Source organism: Streptomyces sp. NPDC055025 (assembly GCF_053608565.1).
On record NZ_JBSGVS010000056.1, the window covers coordinates 13,794 to 28,964 of the forward strand.

General features: G+C 71.9%; 13 protein-coding genes. 4 read left to right on the top strand and 9 right to left on the bottom strand.

Features of this window, described 5'->3' with window-relative positions; translation table 11 throughout:
- Positions 1–208 precede the first annotated feature (208 nt).
- Positions 209–1,159: a 2-hydroxyacid dehydrogenase gene (locus tag ACWGDX_RS29200; protein ID WP_453630298.1), complete on the bottom strand. Its 951-nt coding sequence runs from the start codon at positions 1,157–1,159 to the stop codon at positions 209–211.
- Between the two features lie 72 nt (positions 1,160–1,231).
- On the opposite strand from ACWGDX_RS29200, the gene ACWGDX_RS29205 reads away from it, so the two are divergent.
- The 3 genes from ACWGDX_RS29205 (at position 1,232) to ACWGDX_RS29215 (ending at position 3,769) form a co-directional block, all read left to right on the top strand.
- A complete protein-coding gene (locus ACWGDX_RS29205) occupies positions 1,232–2,227 on the top strand; it encodes an aldo/keto reductase (protein WP_453630300.1) in 996 nt (331 codons plus the stop codon).
- A gap of 138 nt (positions 2,228–2,365) precedes the next feature.
- On the top strand, positions 2,366–3,565 hold the full coding sequence (locus ACWGDX_RS29210; protein ID WP_453630302.1) for a PQQ-dependent sugar dehydrogenase: 1,200 nt from the start codon (positions 2,366–2,368) through the stop codon (positions 3,563–3,565).
- Positions 3,566–3,604: 39 nt separating this feature from the next.
- Positions 3,605–3,769: a DUF6191 domain-containing protein gene (locus ACWGDX_RS29215; protein ID WP_453630374.1), complete on the top strand. Its 165-nt coding sequence runs from the start codon at positions 3,605–3,607 to the stop codon at positions 3,767–3,769.
- 57 nt (positions 3,770–3,826) lie between these two features.
- Here ACWGDX_RS29215 and ACWGDX_RS29220 read toward each other — a convergent pair whose 3' ends face one another.
- The 6 genes from ACWGDX_RS29220 to ACWGDX_RS29245 form a co-directional block, all read right to left on the bottom strand.
- Complete coding sequence (locus ACWGDX_RS29220; RefSeq protein ID WP_453630376.1) at positions 3,827–6,913, bottom strand: helix-turn-helix transcriptional regulator; 3,087 nt, start codon at positions 6,911–6,913, stop codon at positions 3,827–3,829.
- A gap of 169 nt (positions 6,914–7,082) precedes the next feature.
- A complete protein-coding gene (locus tag ACWGDX_RS29225) occupies positions 7,083–7,268 on the bottom strand; it encodes a hypothetical protein (protein WP_453630303.1) in 186 nt (61 codons plus the stop codon).
- Positions 7,269–7,468: 200 nt separating this feature from the next.
- Positions 7,469–8,089, bottom strand: a complete 621-nt coding sequence (locus ACWGDX_RS29230; protein WP_453630305.1) for a hypothetical protein — start codon at positions 8,087–8,089, stop codon at positions 7,469–7,471.
- Between the two features lie 237 nt (positions 8,090–8,326).
- Entirely contained in the window at positions 8,327–8,890 is a 564-nt protein-coding gene (locus ACWGDX_RS29235; protein ID WP_453630307.1) for a GNAT family N-acetyltransferase, read from the bottom strand.
- Between the two features lie 164 nt (positions 8,891–9,054).
- Positions 9,055–11,238, bottom strand: coding sequence for a phosphocholine-specific phospholipase C (locus tag ACWGDX_RS29240; RefSeq protein ID WP_453630309.1), 2,184 nt, complete (start codon positions 11,236–11,238; stop codon positions 9,055–9,057).
- A 245-nt stretch (positions 11,239–11,483) separates the two neighbouring features.
- On the bottom strand, positions 11,484–12,059 hold the full coding sequence (locus ACWGDX_RS29245; RefSeq protein ID WP_453630311.1) for a TetR family transcriptional regulator: 576 nt from the start codon (positions 12,057–12,059) through the stop codon (positions 11,484–11,486).
- A gap of 199 nt (positions 12,060–12,258) precedes the next feature.
- Here ACWGDX_RS29245 and ACWGDX_RS29250 point away from each other — a divergent pair, with 199 nt between their 5' ends.
- Positions 12,259–13,095 (top strand): oxidoreductase, encoded by an 837-nt coding sequence (locus tag ACWGDX_RS29250; RefSeq protein ID WP_453630313.1) that lies wholly within the window; start codon positions 12,259–12,261, stop codon positions 13,093–13,095.
- A 37-nt stretch (positions 13,096–13,132) separates the two neighbouring features.
- Here ACWGDX_RS29250 and ACWGDX_RS29255 read toward each other — a convergent pair whose 3' ends face one another.
- Positions 13,133–13,714, bottom strand: a complete 582-nt coding sequence (locus ACWGDX_RS29255; RefSeq protein WP_453630315.1) for a universal stress protein — start codon at positions 13,712–13,714, stop codon at positions 13,133–13,135.
- A gap of 51 nt (positions 13,715–13,765) precedes the next feature.
- Positions 13,766–15,022, bottom strand: coding sequence for an SLC13 family permease (locus tag ACWGDX_RS29260; RefSeq protein ID WP_453630378.1), 1,257 nt, complete (start codon positions 15,020–15,022; stop codon positions 13,766–13,768).
- Between the last annotated feature and the right edge of the window lie 149 nt (positions 15,023–15,171).

Consider the following 15,171-nt stretch of genomic DNA (forward strand, 5'->3'; position numbering starts at 1 on the left):
ATCGCTCCGCCGTGCCGCCCCAGGCGTGGTGCGGCCCCCAGATCGGGACGATACACCAGTCTCGTCACTCAGGGACATAGTTCTTCTACTCTCCGTGACGACCAGGGCGGTTGTCGGCCACGAAGGTGTCCGGGCGGCTGCGGAGAGTGGCTGAAGACCGGGGGGCGGCCGAGGACCGGCGGGCTCGGCTACGGGATTCCTCCGGTGGCTAGGACGGCGGTCCGGTGACGAGGACGGTGTTGAGCGGCTCCTCCCCGGTGGCGAACCGGGTGAGCTGCTCCATCAGCAGACGTCTGGCGCGCGGCGGGAACGCCGAGGTCGATCCTCCGACGTGGGGGCTGATGAGGACACCCGGAGCATGCCAGAGCGGATGCCCCGCCGGGAGGGGTTCGGGATCGGTGACATCGAGAGCGGCCGTGATCCTTCCGCTCTTCGTCCCGGCGAGCAGCGCCTCGGTGTCGACGACGGGTCCCCGCGCGACGTTCACCAGGAGCGCGCCGTCCTTCATCCGCGCCAGGAACTCCGCTCCCACCAGGCCTTTCGTGGTCTCGGTGAGCGGGGTCGAGAGGACCACGACATCGGCGTCGGGGAGCAGCGCGGGCAGTTCGGTGAAGGCGTGCACCGCACCGCGCTCCGTAGTGCGTGCGGAGCGCGCGACGCGCGCCACCCGCGCGCACTCGAAGGGCGCGAGCCGGTCCTCGATGGCGGCGCCGATCGATCCGTAACCGACGATCAGTACGGACTTGTCGGCGAGCGCGGGATAGAAGCCCGACCGCCATTCCTCCCGGTCCTGGCCCCGGACGAAGCCGGGAACGCCGCGCAGGGAGGCGAGGATCAGGGCGAGGGTGAGTTCGGCCGTGCTCGCCTCGTGAACACCCTTGGCGTTGCAGAGCCGGACCCCGGCGGGCAGCGAGCCGAGCCCGGGGGTCACATGGTCGATTCCCGCCGAGAGGGTCTGTACGACACGTACCGACGTCATCGCGGCGAGCGGCCGTATGGCGATCTCCATGCCCTTCATGTACGGGACGACGTAGAAGGCGCAGTCGGCCGGATCGGCGGGGAAGTCCTGGCCGCCGTCCCAGAAATGGAGGTCGAGCCCCGGGGGGAGCCCTTCGAACTCCCCTGCCGGAAACGGGATCCACACGTCTGAAGAAGTCATGGTCAGGAGGCTATGCGAAGCGTGCCGGACCGATGCGGTTAGCTTGAGGAGGGCACAGGGAGGGGTACGGCGTTGGAGCGCAGGACAATCGGTGCGGCGGCGCTGGAAGTGGGAGCGGTCGGGCTCGGCTGTATGCCGATGCACTGGGCGTACACCGGCTCGCAGCAGCGCGGCGACCGTTCGCTCCGTACGGTGCACGCGGCGCTCGACGCCGGTACGACCCTGCTCGACACGGCCGACATGTACGGGCCGTTCACCAATGAACTGCTGCTGGGGCGGGTGCTCGGGCAGCGGCGGGCGGAGGCCTTCGTCTCCACCAAGTGCGGTCTGCTCGTGGGCGATCAGCACATCGTCGCCAATGGCAGCCCCGGGTATGTACGGCGGGCGTGCGACGCCTCGCTGCGGCGGCTCCAGACCGATGTCATCGATCTCTATCAGCTCCATCGCGCGGATCCCGAGATCCCGGTCGAGGAGACCTGGGGCGCGATGGCGGAGCTGGTGGGCGCCGGGAAGGTACGGGCGCTGGGGCTGTGCGCGGTGGGGGCGCGCGCGTCACGGCGCAGATCGGGCGCGCATCTGCACGAGGCGACGATCCGGCAGTTGGAGCGGGTGCAGCAGGTCTTTCCGGTGAGCGCGGTGGAGGCGGAGCTCTCGGTGTGGTCGCCGGAGGCGCTGGAGCGGCTGCTGCCGTGGTGCGAGGCGCGCGGGGTCGGGTTCCTGGCGGCGATGCCGCTGGGCAACGGCTTTCTGACCGGCACGCTCACCCCTGGGCAGGGGTTCGAACCGGACGATCTGCGGGCGCGGCATCCGCGGTTCACGGCGGAGATGATGGCCGCGAACCAGCCGCTGGTGGCCGGGTTGCGGCGGATCGCGGAGCGGCATGGCGCGACTCCCGCGCAGGTGGCGCTGGCGTGGGTGCTGGACCGGGGGCGCCATGTGGTGCCGCTGCCGGGGACGAAGCGGGAGCGGTGGGCGGTGGAGAACGCGCGCGCGGCCGAGGTGCGGCTGACGGCGCGGGATCTGGCGGAGATCGCGGCACTGCCCCCGGCGCGGGGGTCATGGGACTGAGGTCCCGGCGAGCGGCGGCCCTCGCCGGGGCCTTCGTCGGCGGTCGGTCGCGGTGTGCGGACGGCCGCTGATTGGCCGGATCCGTACGTTCGGCCGGGCAGGCGCCGTCGGTGGGAACCTGAGCGGGGGCAGCGGTGTATGAACAGTGGAAGCGCCGCCGTTGAAGGGATCGGAACCGTGCATCGTTCAGCAGTGACGGCCGTGTGGGCCGCTGTCGCTCTTCTCGTGGTGACCGGATGCTCCTCCGGTGGCGACGGGTCCGGTCCCGGTCCGGGCCGGCGGTCGGTGTCGGCTCCCGCCGCCTCGCCGGAGGGCGGGGCGCCCAGCCCGTCGGCCGCGCCCGCGAAGGGCTCGGTGAGGGTGGTGTCGACCGTGACCGAGGGGCTGGCCTCACCCTGGGGACTGGCCGCCCTGCCCGACGGCGATCTGCTGGTCTCCTCACGCGACGAGGGGACGATCACCCGAGTCGACACGGAGAGCGGGAAGAAGACCCTGGTCTCGACGGTGCCGGGGGTCTCCGCCTCGGGCGAGGGCGGGCTGCTCGGGATCGCCCTCTCCCCCGCCTATGGCGCGGACCGTCTTGTGTACGCGTACTTCACCACCGAGTCGGACAACCGCATCGCCCGGATGCTCTACGACGAGAGGAAGCCCGTAGGGCAGCAGATGGGCGCGCCCGACACGGTGCTGCGCGGTATCCCCAAGGGCACGATTCACAACGGCGGACGGATCGCCTTCGGCCCGGACAAAATGCTGTACGCGGGCACGGGTGAGACGGGTGACGGGCAGCTCGCCCAGGACCGGAAATCGCTGGCGGGCAAGATCCTCCGGATGACCCCGGACGGACAGCCCGTGCATGGAAATCCCGAGGCGGATTCGGTCGTGTATTCCTATGGCCACCGCAATGTGGAGGGTCTGGCCTGGGACTCCGGGAAACGGCTGTGGGCTTCGGAGTTCGGCCAGGACCAGTGGGACGAGCTGAATCTGATCGAGCCCGGGAAGAATTACGGCTGGCCGGACGTCGAGGGAAAGTCCGACAGGCCCGGCGCGGTGAGTCCGGTCGCGCAGTGGCCGCCGAGCGAGGCGTCACCCAGCGGTATCGCCTTCGCGGAGGGTTCCATCTGGCTGGCCACGCTGCGCGGAGAGCGGCTGTGGCGTGCTCCACTGGCGGGAAGGGAATTGGCGGCGCCGCCCGAGGCGTTCCTCGGAGGAAAGTACGGCCGTCTGCGCACGGTGCTTTCGGCGGGCGGCGGCAAGGTGTGGCTGGTGACCAACAATACGGACGGCCGGGGCACACCGAAGCCGGGGGACGACAGGATCCTCCTGCTGGAGGTCGCGTAGCGGTATTGCCGTGAGGACGGTGAGCAGTCTGTGTTCAACATGATCGAGGAGATCTTCGCTCCGGGCCGCAAGCACACCGATGACGAGCAGAAGCGGCTGGAAGTCAGCCGGGTGGACATCGATGACAACGCCCCGGGCCGGGGCCCCATAGACCTCGCCTCGGGGAAGGTCACGATAAGGGTCCCGGCGCGGACCGAGGACTGACCGCGGACTGGCCGGGACTGCCCGGGACTGGCCGGAGTCTGCCCCGGGCTGCCTGAGTCAGTGGACGGACGCGTCCGCCGGGTCGGGGAAGAGGCGGAGGCGGTGGGAGAGAGCCGCCGCTTCCGTGCGGCCCGAGACCCCCAGTTTGGCCAGGATGTTGGAGACATGGACGCTCGCGGTCTTGGGCGAGATGTACAGCTCCTCGGCGATCCGGCGGTTGCTGTGACCGGCGGCGACAAGACGCAGGACGTCCCGCTCCCGAGGAGTCAGACCCAGTGACCGGACGGCGTCCTGGGCGGGCTCTGCGGGAGCCCCGCCCTCACAAGCGCCGTCGGGGCCGGCCGAGAGGCTGATACGGGCCCGGCCCGCGACAAGCGCGATGTCCTCGGCGAGGGGCCGGGCGCCGAGGAGCCGGGCCGTGGTGTGCGCCTGGGCGAGCAGGCCTGCCGCTTCCGCGCGGTCGGTGTGGGCGTCCAGCAGGGCGGACGCCCGGCGCAGCCGGGCGAGCGCCCGTTCGTAGGGGCGCCCGGTCTCCTCGAAGGCCGCGAGGACGCTCGCCCAGTGGTCCGGAGTGCCGGTGCCCTCCGCGCGGGCCAGCTCGGCCTCCAGCATGAGGCCGTACGCACGCCAGACGGGCACGAGCGTGGGCAGCCGCTTGGCGTGGGAGCGCACGGCCGCGAGCACGGCCGCCCGTCCCTCCTCGGTGCCGGGCAGACCCCTGGTGTCGGCCTCCATCGTCGCCACGGCGCACAGCAGCGGCAGCGCGTACCGCTGGGTGCCCGGCGGGAAGCCCCCCTCCGCCACCCGCTCGAACTCGGCTCTGGCGTCGGCCGGCGCACCCCCGCGCGCGGCGATGGCCACCATCAGCCGGGCCGGTGTGATGAAGTGCTGCGGCTGGGGGTCGTGTGTGCCCATGAAGCCCCGGGTCAGCTCCACCTGGCGCCGGGCCTCGTCGAGTTCACCGCGGGTCAGGGCCAGCTCCGCCCGGCACACGGCGACGACTCCGCGGGCCTTGTGCGAGTGGGCGAGCCCGTCCGCGACATCGAGGACGGCGTCCGCGTCGGACCAGCGGCCCAGCGAGTGGAGCGACAGGGCCTGATTGCCCCGGACCCAGGCCTCCGTGTCGGCGAGACCGCGCCGATGGGTGACGGCGATGCCCCAGTCGGCCGTCGCCACCGCCTCCTCGGAGCGGCCCATGCTCTCCAGCGTGGACGGCAGATTGATGCTGGCGCGGCCGAGCACCCCGGCCGCGCCCAGTTCGCCGGCCCGGTCGCGCACCGCGTACATCTCGGCGATGCCCTCCTCGACACCGCCCGCGTCCGCGGTGAGCCAGCCACGGGTGAGGCGGGCGTGCAGTTCGGTCTGTTCCGCGCCGACGAGCCGGGCGTACTCCACGGCGCGGTTGGCGGCGACCAGACTGTCGGGTCCCGGCCGGTGCAGGGCGCCCCACGCGGCGACACTGGCGAGGACCTCCGCGTGCACGGCGGACGGCTGGAGTCCCCGTACCAGTTCCTGGGCGGTGGCCAGTTCCTGCCAACCGTCGCCGCGTGTCAGCTCCTGCATCATCTTGGAGCGCTGGATCCAGAACCACGCGGCGCGCAGCGGATCCTTCTCGCCGTCCTCGCCGTCCAGGGACCGGATGGCCTTCTTGGCTATCGCGTAGGCGCGCTCACGCTCGCCGCCGAGCCGGGCGGCGACCGTCGCCTCCGCCATCAGATCCAGATAGGTCAGCGGCGCGGGGTCGCGCCCGCAGAGGGGATAGACCTCGGTGTCGGCGGCGTCCGGGGGCCGCAGCGTGCCGCGCACGCTCGCGGGAGCGTCGTCCCACAGCTCCATGGCCCGTTCCAGCAGCTTCAGTTGCTCGGAGTAGGCATAGCGCTGCCGTGCCTCCACAGAGGCCCTCAGAACGGCGGGAAGGGCCTTGGCGACCTCATGCGCGTGATACCAGTGGCTGGCCAGCCGGGTGGTGCGCTCATCGGCCCGTACGAGCGAGGGATCGGCCTCCAGCACCTGCGCGTAACGGCGGTTGAGCCGGGACCGCTCGCCGGGGAGCAGATCGTCGCTGACCGCCTCGCGCACCAGGGAGTGCCGGAAGCGGTACCCGTCGCCGTCCACCGTGGGCAGCAGGATGTTGGCACCGACGGCGGCCCGCAGGGCCTCGATCAGATCGTCCTCGGCGAGTCGGCCGACGGCCAGCAGCAGGGGGTACTCCACGGTGGTGCCGCCCTCGGCGACGATCCTGGCGACCCGCTGGGCGTCCTCGGGCAGTGCCTCGACCCGTACGAGCAGCAGATCGCGCAGGGAGTCGCTCAGCCCGCTGCCGCACCCGGAACCGGAACCGGTCCCGGACCTGGTGCCGAGGGAACAGGCCAGTTCCTCCACGAAGAAGGCGTTGCCGTCGGAGCGTTCGAAGATCTGGTCCAGCAGGGCCGGATCCGGTTCGGCAGCGAGGATGCCGGTGAGCTGACGCCGTACCTCGGCGCGGGTGAAGCGAGAGAGTTCGATGCGCCGTACGGACCGCAGCCGGTCCAGCTCGGCCAGCAGCGGACGGAGCGGATGGCGGCGGTGGATGTCGTCGGCGCGATAGGTGGCGAGCACGACGAGCCGGCCCCGGCGCAGCGCGCGGAAGAGATAGGCCAGGAGATGGCGGGTGGAGGCGTCCGCCCAGTGCAGATCCTCCAGGACGAGCACGACCGTACGGTCGGCCGCCAGCCGTTCCAGCAGCCGCGCGGTGAGCTCGAAGAGCCTGGCCGTGCCGTCCTCGCCCAGCGCGCCCCGGTCGGACTGCCCCAGCTCGGGCAGGATCCTGGCCAGCTCGTCCTGCTGGCCCTCGGCCGCGGCGGCCAGTTCGTCGGGCAACTGGCGGCGCAGGGAGCGCAGGGCCGCGGAGAAGGGTGCGAACGGCAGTCCGTCCGCGCCGATCTCGACACACCCGCCGACCGCGACGACGGCCTCGCGCGCACAGGCGACCCTGTGCAGTTCCTCGACGAGCCGGGTCTTGCCGACCCCGGCCTCACCGGCGATGAGCAGCGCCTGCGGCTCGCCCGCGGTGGCGCGGGCGACGGCTTGGGTGAGCGCGGTCAGCTCGCCGGCCCTGCCGACGAACACCGGGCTGACGGACCTGGTCTCCACAGGCCCGAGCATCGCACAGGCCTCCGACAACGCGGCACCCGTTATCGAGGCGCCCGCGACGGAGGCGCCCGTCATCGGAACGCGCACGGGCGAGGTGCTCGGGCTCGGGGCGCGCACGGGCGGGGCGCCCGTCATCGGAACGCGCGCGGGCGGGGTGCTCGCGGGCGGGGCGCGCACGGCGTCATGCCGCGCGGGCGAACCGGCCGCCGGGTCCCTTGTCCCGCTCCTCCCCCGTCTCCTTGGCGGCCCTCCGGGCCTGGCGGCGTGCCTCGCGGCCCGCCTCACGGACCGCGCGTACGAGCCGCTGGTTGTCGGCCCTGCGGATCAGCTCGGCCGTGTGAATCCTCTGGAGTTCGAACTCGAACATCGGGCTCCCCCTGGTGCGAAGGTGTGCTGGCGTCCTGTGGACGTCTCCACCTTCGTCTCCCAGGGGGTACCGGCACATCGGGAGAGTTCCGCATCCTGGCGGGCCCCCGGGCCTTAGAAAAGGACCAGGGAGGGTCTGGTACAGCCCTGAGGGCCTAAGGCGCCCCTCGCCGACGTCTGAGGGTCCTCAGGCCGACGGCCTCAGCCGGCGGGGGCGGGTGCGGGGGCGGGTGCGGGCGGGGCCGGCAGGGCCGCGAAGAGATCGAAGTACATCCCGACGGACACCAGCACACCGAGCAGACCGAGGACCGTCGCGGCCACGGCCACGGGGCGTACCCAGCCGGAGCCGGCCCGCTGGGGCAGGACCAGCACGATCACGGCGATGAGCAGCGCCACCAGGGCCACCACACCGTTGGCGGCGGCGGTGGCGTGCCACGCGTCGCCGTAGCCCTCGGCGATCTGCTGCTCCGGGGTGGCGGTCTGGCCGAGTGTGATCTGGCCGACGAGGGCCTCGCGCTCGGAGATGACCCGGCCGGTCCAGGTGCCGGTCAGGGCGACGATGCCGAGGCAGGCCGCCACGACGGCCGCGGCGGCGGCACCGAGTCCGGACGGACGGCGCTCATCGGCGGCGAGGTCGTCGTCCAGGTCCTCGTCGTCGTCCAGGTCGTGGACGCCTTCAGGGTCGTCGGTGGTGCTGCCGGCCTTGACGAGGGAAGGACCCTCGGCCTCCGAGGCCGAGTCGGACAGCACCTCGGGTGCCTTGGTGGTGGGGGCCTCTGCCGTCTCCGGCTCGGGGCTCTGGGTCTCGGGGGTGGGGTTCATACCCGCACGCTAGGGGCCTCGTCTGAGAACTTCCTGAGAACGGCGGAACGTCCCCGAACGAGGCAGTTCCACCGTTCCAGCTTCCGCCTTCCAGCTTCCACCGTTCCAGCACCCCGCGCGGAAAGCACGGGCACTCGCGGCCGGTCCGGCTCGCGGCCCCCGGCTCGCGGCCCCCGGCTCGCGGCCCCCGGCTCGCGGCCCCGTGCTCGCGGCTGGCCCGGCCGTCGCGCACGCGGCTCAGAGTGCGGTGGCGCTCTTCTGTTCGCGCCACTCGGGCGCCAGGACCGACCAGATCTCGGTGTTCTGCCGTATCCCGTCGAAGAGATAGCTCTCGCGCAGCACCCCTTCGCGCGTCATACCGAGCCGCCGCGCGACATTGACGCTCGGCTCGTTGGCCGACGACACACGCCACTCCACCCGGTGGATCCCGCGCTCCTCGACCGCCCAGTCGATCAGTACCCGCGCGGCGCGCGTGACCAGCCCGCGTCCCGTCCCGGCCGGCTCCAGCCAGCAGCCGACCTCGCAGTTGCCCCCCTTGGCGTCGAAGACCCGGAAGAGCACCCCGCCGACCAGGGTGGAGTCGAGCCAGATCCCGTAGAGCCGTCCGCTGTCGGCGGCCTGCTTCTCCGCGTACGAGGTGAGCAGCGCCTCGGCCGACACGAGATCCGCGGCGGCGCGGGCGAACCCGATGTGCTGATCGACCAGGTCCCTGGCGCGGTCGACATGGGCGAGGAACTCTTCGGCCTGCCACGGCTCCAGCGGCCGTAGCTCCGCCCCGTCACCCAGGGATATCGCGAACATCGGGGTCCTCCTGTGCACTGTGTACCGTTACGAGCCCAGGGATCCTCGCACGTCCGCGGCTTTCGGGCGCCTCATATACCTTCGAAGACCACGGGGCGCCGCCGTACCGTGCCCGCCGCACACCGGCGGGCACGGTACGGGAGCGCCGCACACCGGCGGACGGCTCAGCCGGAGACGCTCGGACGGCCGTTCTCGATGTGTCCCATCAGACGACGGCGGAAGCCCGTCCCGGTGTCACCGGTGACACCGGGGCCGCCGTGCGTGGACGGCTCGGCGGTGATCTCGATGTCGTACCATCCGTGCGCGTCGGCCGCCGAGTGCACGACACTGCGGCTGCGGCCCGGTTTCACCGTGATCCGGCGGGTCCAGCCGTTCAGATCGGCCTCGTCGACATAGCCCAGGGGCCGCACCGTGAAGGTGACCGGCAGACCACCCTTGTTGCGCAGGGTGAGCTGGAGATCGCGGTCATGGTGGTCGACGGCGGAGGAGACCTCGGCGCCGAATCCGGTCACCGGCCCCGCGAACTCGCGGCGGAAGCCGTTCGGCCCGGTGATGGTGAAGCGGTACCCGTCACCGCCCAGCCCGGTAAGGGGCACCGTCCATTGCCCCGTGCCCCTTACATCGCGGTGCTGCGGGATCGCGAACTCACCGGCGTAGGGATAGAGCGCGAAGTGCGCGCTCGAACGGCCCGTGTTGCTGAGCGCGACGGTGAACGTCCGCCCGTCCGCGTCGAGATGGCCGTACGCGTCGGTCTGGTACGGCAGCGGTCTGGCCGGGCGCGCGCCCGGCTCCTGTACGGGCATCCGCTGCCGGTCCGGCGGTACGGGCAGCCAGCGGCCGGTGAACGGCGGTATCGCGCGCGGCTGTTCCACCTCGGGCTGGGTCCGGCCGCGCTGGAAGTCGAAGGCGGAGGTCAGATCGCCGGTGACATTGCGCCGCCACGCGGTGATGTTGGGCTCGTCCACCCCCGTCCACTTCTCCAGGAAGCGGATGACCGAGGTGTGGTCGAAGACCTGTGAGCAGACATAGCCGCCGACGGTCCAGGGCGAGACGACCAGCAGCGGGACGCGCATACCGAGCCCGGTCGGCCGTCCCTCCCAGCGCTCCGCGGACCCGGTGGGCCCCTCGGCGGGCGGTACGGGCGGCGGCACATGGTCGAAGAAGCCGTCGTTCTCGTCGTAGTTGATCAGTACGACGGTGTGCCGCCAGACATCGGGATGGGCACCGAGCGCGTCGAGCACCTGGTAGACGAGGGTGGCGCTGGCGATCGGCGACGAGGAGCCGGGGTGTTCCGAGTCGATCGCGGACGGCACCAGATACGACACCTCGGGCAGCGTCCCGGCCGCCACGTCCGCGCGGAACCGCTCGGCCAGCGTGCCGCTCTCGACCCGGCGCAGCCCGCGCTCGAACAGCGACCGCTCATGCTCGGTCAGCAGGGCGACGCCCGCGTCCAGCGCGGCGAGCAGCCGCGCGCGCCCGGCGGTGTCCTCCGTGTCGCGGACGGCTGCGTAGAAGGCCTCCATGTAGGTGAAGCCGGCCGCGCCGGGCACTCCCGGCAGCGCACGCGCCTCGGTGAGCGCCTTGCGGGCGATGTCCTTGAAGGTGGTGAAGAACTCGATGTTGTTGTCGGTGAAGTTCTCCCACTCCGTGTACGTCTGCCAGCTCCGGCCGGCCCGTTCGAGGCGCTCGGCGTAGGTCGGCCACGGATAGCCGGGGTGGGTGTCCTCCTCGTACGCGTCATTGCCCACGGCCCGCCGGCCGTCGGCCTCGTAGCCGGTCCAGCCGCTCCACAGATGGTTGCGGTTGGGGCTCGTCGAGGTGTGGACGGACGAGTGGTACGCGTCGCAGACCGTGAACGTGTCCGCCAGCTCGTAGTGCAGCGGGATGTCACGCCGGTCGTAGTAGGCCATGGTGGCGGCGGTCTTGGCGGAGACCCAGCGGTCCATCCAGCCGTTGTTCCAGGCCTTGGCCCCGCCGTCCCAGGAGTGGTCGAGGGCGTCGATGTACTGGAGGTCCTTGTGCTGGGTCGCCGCCGCGTCCCTGATGGGGAACGGCAGGACGCTGGTCAGCGGGCCGGGCTGCTCGAAGACGGGCCTGCCGGAGGGAAGCCGCACCGCGTTGCGGTCACCGAAGCCGCGTACGCCGCGCAGCGTCCCGAAGTAGTGGTCGAACGAGCGGTTCTCCTGCATCAGGATGACCACGTGCTTGATCGCCCGCATCCCGCCGGCGGGGGGCTCCGCCGCGAGGGCGGTCCGCAGGGACGGCGGCAGGACGGATCCGACCGCCGCCGCACCGAGGGCTCCTGTGCCGAGGGTGACCATTCTTCTCCGCGATATCTCCGCTGACATGCGCCGGACGGTAATGAGAGCGAATGGCAGAGAAGAGTCCCAGGTGCGACTACGAGGTGAACGTCCCCGGGAGCCGGCACGGGGGCGCCGGGGCGGCTACGGGGGCGGCCAGGGGCGGAACCGGAGCGGGTCGGCCATACGTAGCAGGGCAGGTCGGCCGTGTGCGCCGGCGCGGATCAGCCGTACGTGCGGGGACGGGTCAGCCGTAGGTGCCGGGGCGCGTCAGCCGTACGTGCCGGGGCGGGTCAGCTCTGCGTGCCGGGGCGGGTCAGCCTGCCCACCGAGACCACCACCGCGTGGCGTCTGGCGGCGATCTCGGTGGCGCCCGTCAGTTCGCCGAGCGGCTCGGGAGTGCCCTCGCTCCATGTGCTCGTGAGCGCCACGAGCAGCGCCAGCAGGAGACGGGGCGGCAGCCCCGCGTCGACCTTCCCCTCTCCCTGGGCCGCGGCGAGGGCCCGGAGCTTGGCGTCGTTGGCCTTCGCCGCGATCGGCAGGACGGCTCCCGGCCGCTCCAGACTGTGCCAGCGCGTCAGCCGCATGAGATGAGGGTGCGCGTAGTGGAAGTCGAAGAGCGCGCCCGCGTATCCGGGCAGATCCCCGGCGTCGAACGGCGCCGCTTCGAGGATCTCCTGGACGGCGGCCTCGTACACCGCGTCGAAGAGCTGTTCCTTGCTCCCGAAGTGCACATAGATCAGGTTCTTGTTGTATCCGGCCGCCGCGGCGACGCGGTCGACGCGCGCGCCGGCGATGCCGTACGCGGCGAACTCTTCGGTCGCGGCGCGCAGCAGACCGCTCTTGGTGGTTCGGGAGTCTCTGGCCACGCCCTCATCGTAATCAGCGCCCAGGACGGCGGGACCGGTCGATCACCCCGTGCCGCGAGCGGTAACTGACCGTACGGTTACTTCCATGCAAACCGACTGACCTGTGCGTCACCGCCGATCGACGCTCCTTGCATGCACGCGGATCCGGGTTTACGGTGAAGTAACTGGATAGTCAGTTACTTCACTGAAGGGCTCCACCATGTCACAGGTCTGGTTCATCACCGGCAGCTCGCGCGGTCTGGGCCGCGCCATCGCCGAGGCCGCCCTCGCCGCCGGCCACCGGGTCGTGGCCACGGCGCGCAAGCCCGGCCAGCTCGACGATCTCGTCCATCAGTACGGCGAGCGGGTGCGCGCCGTGGCGCTCGATGTCACCGACGCGGACGCGGCGCGCGCGGCGGTCCGGGGCGCGGTCGAGACGTTCGGACGGCTGGACGTCGTCGTCAACAACGCCGGATACGGCGACATCGCCGCCGTCGAGGACGTCACCGACGCCGATTTCCGCGCGCAGATCGACACCAACTTCTACGGGGTCTACTACGTCACCAAGGCGGCCGTACCGATCCTGCGCGAGCAGGGGTCCGGACATATCGTCCAGATCTCGTCCAGCGGCGGCCGGATGACCACCGCCGGCCTCGGTGCCTACCAGAGCGCCAAGTGGGCGGTGGCCGGCTTCTCCGAGGTGCTCTCCCGCGAACTGGCCCCGCTGGGTGTACGGGTCACCGTCATCGAGCCGGGCGGTCTGCGCACCGACTGGGCCGGGTCGTCGATGACGATCCCCGAGATCAGCGCGCCGTACCGGGAGACGGTCGGCGCGATGGCCGAGATGGTGCGCACCATGGACGGCCGGCAGACGGGCGACCCGGCCAGGGCGGCACAGGTCATCCTGGGTCTGCCGGATCTGGACGAGCCCCCGGTCCATCTGCTGCTGGGCAGCGACGCGTACCGGTATGTGACGGACTCCGACCGGGCCCGTAGCGAATCCGACGCGAAGTGGCGTGAGTTGACCGAGTCGATCGACTACGACTCCACGAACTGACGACCCGGTCCCGGGACGGCTACGGCTACGGCTACGGCTACGGCCACACCAGCAGCACCGGGCACTCCGCGTGGTCGACCACGAAGCGGGTGGCGCGACCGAGGCTGTGCGGTCCCGGGTGGCCGCGCTCGCCGTCCCGCGCGCAGATCAGCAGAGCCGCGTCCGCCGCCGCGCGTACGACCTCGTGCTCCGCGCGGCCGTGGTGGTCGAGCAGTTCGCAGGGCCGTCCGAGCCGGTGCGCCGCGGCCTCCAGCAGATCGGCCGCCGCCGTCCCCGAGAGGGCTTCCAGACGGGCGCCGGGGTCGCGGTCGGGCCGGTGACCGCGGCCGAGGAGCCCCTCGTAGGCGTGGTGCGCGGCGGCGGCGACCTCGTCGTCGCTCACATGGAGCAGCACCACCGCGTCGTGCGGGGCGCGCTCACGGGCCGCGTCCACACAGGCGGGCCAGGTGGATTCGGTGATCCAGACGAGAACGGTCCCTTTCGGATCCGCTCCCTTCGGATCCGTCCACCTGGAATCCGTCCACCTGGAATCGGTCCGCTTCGGATCCGTCACGGGCGGACCGGGCGGACCGGTCTCCGGCGGACCGGTCTCCGGGGAATCGGGCATCGGTACGGTCACGGGGTCAGCCTCCGACACGGGCTCATCGGCATGGGCTCGGCCGACGCGGGGTCAGCCTCGGATCACTTGCAGCGTGCCCCACAGTGCCACGGTCGAAGCGACGAGCGCGGCAGGCACGGTCAGCAGCCCGAGCCGGGTGAAGTGCCCCAACTTCGGCTCGGTGGCGTGCTCATGGAGCACGCGCCGCCACAGCAGGGTGGCCAGTGATCCGACGTAGGTCAGATTGGGTCCCAGGTTGACGCCGATCAGCGCGGCCAGCACCGGCCCCGGTCCGGCGGGCGCGACGACCGGCAGCAGCGCCAGGATCGCGGGCAGGTTGTTGATCACATTGGCCAGTACGGCGGCGATCGCGGCGATCGCCAGCAGCGTGGGCAGGGACGAGCCGTCCGGCAGCAGCCGGGCGATCCCGGTGTCCAGCCCGTTGTCGACGACCGCCTTGACGACGACACCCAGCGCGAGGACGAACAGACAGAACAGCGGCGACGCGGCCCGGACCAGTCCCGTCACCGTCGTACGGCGACGGCGCAGCGCGCGGGCGGCGAGCACGGCCGCACCGGCGACGGCGGCCCACAGCGGTTCGATCCCGGCGAACGACGTCACCACGAATCCCGCCAGCGTCAGTCCCAGCACCACCAGCGTGAACACCGGCAGCTCGCGCCGCTCGTCCGTCCTCGGGGTGTGCGCCCCGGCCGCCAGATCGGCGGCGAAGAAGCGGCGGAAGACGACGTACTCGACGGCGATCGCCGCCAGCCAGGGCAGCGCCATCAGCGCGGCGAACCGGGTGAAGGAGAGCCCGCTGGCGGTGAAGGCCAGCAGATTGGTGAGATTGGAGACCGGCAGCAGCAGTGACGCCGAGTTCGCGAGATGCGTACAGGCGTAGACATGCGGCAGGGGACGGGCGCCGACCCGGGCCGCGGTCGCGAAGACCACCGGCGTGAGCAGGACGACCGTCGCGTCCAGGCTGAGTACGGCGGTGATGACGGCGGCGACCGCGAACACCCCGCCCAGCAGCCGCTTCGGCCGGCCGCCGCAGAACCGCGCCACCAGATCGCCGGCCGCGGTGAACAGCCCTTCCTCGTCGCAGAGCTGAGCCAGCACCAGCACCGCCGCGAGAAACACCACGACGGGCAGCAGGGTGCGGGTCTGCTCCCCCGCCTCCTGCGGCGAGAGCGCGCCGAAGCCGACGAGGAGCAGCGCGGCGGGCACGGCGGCCACCGCCTCGGGCCAGCCACGCGGGCGTACGACGGCGAACGCCAGCACGGCGAGCAGCAGGGCGATCGAGAGTGCCTCGGCGGCGACGGTGTTCAGACTGGCACTCCGGGTTCCGGGGACGGTCGGGGGCGGCGCACCACTGGGTGCGCCGCCCCATGACGTACGGGTACGGACGGGCCCGGAGCCCGGCGTACGGGTAAGCCGGAGCCGGCGGCCCGCGACGCCCGGCCGCCCCGGGCCCCGGC